This is a genomic window from Paenibacillus sp. P4_E11 (assembly GCF_056401635.1).
Genome location: NZ_JBFUIX010000215.1, coordinates 1 through 4499, shown reverse-complemented (window position 1 = coordinate 4499; position 4499 = coordinate 1). Strand labels below are relative to the sequence as shown.

Annotated in this window: 4 protein-coding genes; all 4 read right to left on the bottom strand. The window is 45.3% G+C overall.

Going from position 1 to position 4499, the window contains the following annotated elements; genetic code table 11:
- Positions 1 to 131 precede the first annotated feature (131 nt).
- Entirely contained in the window at positions 132 to 1562 is a 1431-nt protein-coding gene (locus AC1DWB_RS31515; RefSeq protein ID WP_477545047.1) for an ABC transporter substrate-binding protein, read from the bottom strand.
- Between the two features lie 35 nt (positions 1563 to 1597).
- Positions 1598 to 2761, bottom strand: a complete 1164-nt coding sequence (locus tag AC1DWB_RS31510) for an efflux RND transporter periplasmic adaptor subunit (protein ID WP_477545046.1) — start codon at positions 2759 to 2761, stop codon at positions 1598 to 1600.
- 38 nt (positions 2762 to 2799) lie between these two features.
- Positions 2800 to 3678 carry a carbohydrate ABC transporter permease gene (locus tag AC1DWB_RS31505; protein ID WP_477545045.1) on the bottom strand — a complete coding sequence of 293 codons (879 nt, stop codon included), beginning with the start codon at positions 3676 to 3678 and terminating at the stop codon, positions 2800 to 2802.
- Between the two features lie 2 nt (positions 3679 to 3680).
- A partial coding sequence (locus AC1DWB_RS31500; RefSeq protein WP_477545044.1) for a carbohydrate ABC transporter permease occupies positions 3681 to 4499 on the bottom strand: 819 nt, incomplete at its 5' end.

Below are 4499 nucleotides of genomic sequence, written 5' to 3'. Positions count from 1 at the left end.
CAAATACCCTCTTCCAAATTACCTTGTAATGTTTTCGAATTTTCATGTTTCTGCTTTTTACATGAACATCATCGTAAAATTAGAAGTCGCATTAGCGCGGCTTCTAATCAATCAAGTCAAGTTTTACGATATTATTCGTTTAGATAAGTCGTTACACGGTTCTGAATCAGTTTTGCAACAGATTCAGCTGATTTTTGTCCAGTGAAGTAAGCTTTGGCTTCCTCTGCAATGATCGTTTGAACTTTGTTAAACAGCGTAACCGGGAGACTCGCTTCAGACACCATTGTCTTAAGGGACTGAATATCCTTCTCTGATACTTGGACGGCACCGCCCTTAACAGTATTAATTGCTCCTTTTCCATTTGTCACTTCAGCTGCTAAATCTACTAGCTGTCTCTCATTAATTTTCTTGTTCACCGAGAAACCYCTGCCATTCTCTTGCAGCTCAGGCATGGATTGCATCTCTTCAGACATTAGAAACTTCATAAAATCCCAAGCCGTTCCTTTAACAGTTGAATTCGAATTCATGGCAATTTTACTAAGCCCGCCAAATGCCACTCCTGATTTTTGTCCTGCTGCATGCGGCTTCTGATAAATCTTTCCGTTTGTATAGTAGATCCCGAGACGCGCCACGTAGTCTTTGGGGTTATAGATTTCCGAAAGATAGAAATTGCTGCCCTTAGGTCCCACGCTCTCGGCTGTAATGATTTTATCGTTGTACAAACTTTTCACACTCTCAAGCAAATCTGTAAAGTACTTGGATTCGAAATTTGCCTTACGATTAGCTCCATCGACCAATTGGGCATAATTGTCGGATACCAGGGAGTTAAGCATCTGCTCGGGAGGCGTACTTCCCAGAGAGAAGGGGTGAACTCCTTTGGCCGCCAGCTGTTTACTTGTTTCCGCAAACTGGCTCCATGTCCAATTCTTATCATCTATAGCGACCCCTGCTCTCTCTATACCAACTGCATCGCCGAACAACAGACTCAAAAAGAATCGTGTTGGCAGTACATAGAGCCCGCCATTCATCTTTGAATTTTCTAGTATGTTCGTATAGTAAAGGCTCGGGTCAAAGGTGCTATCCTTCTTCATTAATTCGTCCAAATTAACGAAAGCTTTCTTGCTCACGTATTTGTCGATCGGCAAGTCAATGGTGTCTAGGGCGAACAAATCCGCTCCTTTACCTGATAGAATCTCTGTCGTGGTCGTTTTTACGTATCTTTCAACCTCGGCAGGACTCATTACTCCTCCGCTATTTGCGAATTCTTTGAATTCTATAGTGGTGTTAGGGTGCGCTGCTTCATATTTCATCTTAGCTTGCTTGTAGAAATCATTGGCAGCAAGGATGGAAACAACAATATTCTTCTTGCTGTCTTTGTTGTCATCCTCGATCTTCCCGTTATTCTCTTTAGGAGCAGGGGTACTAGTGTTAGGGGTGCTCGTGCTACCCGGTTGTGCAGTACTTAAGTTATTCTCGCTAACCGAATTGCTTTTGCCGCCATCACAAGCAGTAAGTGACATCGTCAATGCCAAACTCATGAATAAAGTTAATCGTTTCTTCATCGTTACATTCACTTCCTATTCTCTTTAATTGAACTCTATTTCAACCTTACTCGGCTTCCATCTTGAAGTGGCTCACTGCTCTCCATGATGATAGACAAGCCAGGATAAGCCCCCTTTAGGACGACCGTTGAATGCTCATTGGATTCACCGACTTGAATCGCCGCTTTCGTAGCATGATACGTATTGCCAAGTGGGCCTTTCTTTTCTTCAAGAACGTAAATGAATGCATTCGTGCCTTCTCCATGAATGGCCTTATTGGGTACAAGCATTCCCTTCTCATTCGCAGCCGTCTTATCGATCTGAACGCTTGCCTGTTCACCGCCTTGCAGTTCTTCGCCCTGCAGAGTCAGTAAGACACGTTTCTGAGAAATAGATTTGGCGGGAGCGCTGCCTTCTCTTCCCTCGCCAACTGGTATAGCTGGTTGCTCCGCTTCTAAATTCTTAATGTCCGCAAGTGTGCTTTCCATAGCTCGGTTCACTCCATTGATTCGCACCTGGACGGTCTGCTTATCCCCCAGCTTTAACTGCTCGGTGATAGAGGAGGGAATTGGCAGGGCTAACTGATAGCCCAAGCTAGCATTGGAGATGCGAACATCCGGCCCCGCACTTCCCGAAGAGAGATCTTGTACTGCATTCACCTTCGTAATCACACCATCGAACGGAGCGGCGATTGCGCATAACCTTGTCAGATCTTCCTGTAAAGTCCTGACTCTTCTTTCTTGCACGCCCATCTCCACTCTCGCAACATCGATATCACGTTTCGCGCTGCGAATCTTGATCTCTTCACCGCTTTGTGCGGCTTCGATATAGCGATCTTGCAAGCCTTCCATCATCAATCTTTGGCGTTCCTGATTCGCCTGCTCATCTCGAATTCGATTATCAGCCTCTCGGCTATCATACGTCGCTAGGATTTGACCTTTGGATACGTGGTCTCCCTCTTTGACCAGAACAGTCGTTATCTTCCATCCGGCTTGGTTGGACAGCTCCACAACGCTTGCAGGCTGTAGAATCCCGCTGCCGCTGTAATTTTGCACAAGCGGAGCCACACTCCCTTCTTCAACCCAAACTTTGGGCAGGTTCATTGTGAGCAGCGTATTGCTATATATGGTTAGAAGGACTAATGCCCCAATAAACAAACTTAACAGAAGTTTCATCCTGCGTTTCAAACCTCTGTCCGCATGTTCCGTGCGCACCTCCATGTGATCACCTCCTTATCTGGCTTCATCAAACACCTAACCTAGCCTTTAATGCCAGACATCTGCACACCTTCAATAAAATAAGATTCCGCATATAGAAACAAAAGTAACATCGGGGACATATAGAGCACGGATGCGGCAAAACCGATCCCCCTTGCCTCCTGCTGGATTCGCGACAAATATAGGGAAAGCGGCTGTTTATAAGCGTCATCCAAAAAGATGAGCGGCTGCTCAACCATATTCCAATAGTCTACGAACAACAAAACGACCAGTGCTGCTATTCCGGGTTTTATCAGCGGAACCATGATCCGATAGAAGATCATGAAATGTCCGGCCCCGTCCATAATGGCAGCTTCTATTAGTGAATAAGGAATGGATAACATAAACTGCCTTAACATAAACACGCCAAACGCCGCAAATATGCCAGGCAACACGATTGCGCTTGCGCTATTCAGAATACCTAGCTTATCCGCGATAATATAATTCGGGACCAGCGTAACCTGAAACGGCATCAGCATCACCATTACATAGACCAGGAATAGTTTGTCCCGTCCTTTAAACCGCAGTTTGGCAAAGGCGTACGCGGCAAGCGAACCGATGAGAACTTGCCCTGCAATTATAGGTACAACCATGTAAACCGAGTTCCAGAACATATTCAGATAAGTCGGGGTCTCCACCAGCACCTTTCCGTATTGCTCGAAGGACACCCAATCGGGAATCAGCTTTAAATTGACGAATCCATCCTTCTCCCCGGCATTTACGTCGATCATCTTCCCAATCAGGTCATAATTGGTTCCGACCTCGAGCTCCGTCATTAATGAATTCGTAAAGCTAACTATAACGGGGAGCAGCATCAATACCGCAAAGGCAAACAGCATCATCGATAACAGGTATTTCTTAATGAACGTTATTTTTTTCATAATCACTCCATGAACCGTCTGAATTGACGATCGATTGCGAACATCCCAAGAACGAGGACCAGCATGCCGCCCACCATCAACGTAGCGGCAGCGGTAAGTTTCTGCACATCCAACGAGAGAAACATGTTGTTCATATAGTGCTGCAGCATATAAATGCTATCGTGCGGATAATCCCCGGAGATTAAGTAGGTTTCTCGGAAGATTTTGAACGTGTTAATAATCGACATTAGCACGACGAAGAACATCGTTGGTGTTAAATAAACAAGCGTAATATGAAACAGTTTGCGAAGAGGGCCTGCCCCTTCCAAATCGRCCGTTTCGTAATAGTCCTTCGGAATACTTTGCAATCCGGCTAAGAACAGAATGATGTTGTAGCCTAGGTTCTTCCACAAATAGGCGACCGATAAAACCACTCTGGCCCACTCGGATTTCATCCAATCGATCCGTTGGAAGCCTAGATCATGAAACCAATTATTAATGGATCCATTCCAATCAAATAAAATTTGCCAGATCATAACGACTGAAGCGACCGGTACGACTAGCGGAAGTACATAAGCCGTACGCAACCAATTTCGGATGTAAACATTCATATTCAATAGCCACGCCAAAACCAAGGAACAGAGCAGCATTAGCGGAACTCCCACGCCCGTAAACACAACCGTATTGAAGGATGCCTTCCGAAAGGAATCGCTCGCTAACACTTCTTTGTAGGTGGCAAACCCTACAAAAGTGCCGTCAATCGTGCGATCCAGAAAGGAGTAGACGACACCCATTGCAAACGGGATTAGATAAAAAATCGCGACACCAATTAAGCTAGGGAG

Excerpts from the sequence above, each read along its gene's own strand:
- AC1DWB_RS31510 (WP_477545046.1), bottom strand. The coding sequence starts at position 2,761 with ATGGAGGTGCGCACGGAACATGCGGACAGAGGTTTGAAACGCAGGATG.
- AC1DWB_RS31505 (WP_477545045.1), bottom strand. The coding sequence starts at position 3,678 with ATGAAAAAAATAACGTTCATTAAGAAATACCTGTTATCGATGATGCTG.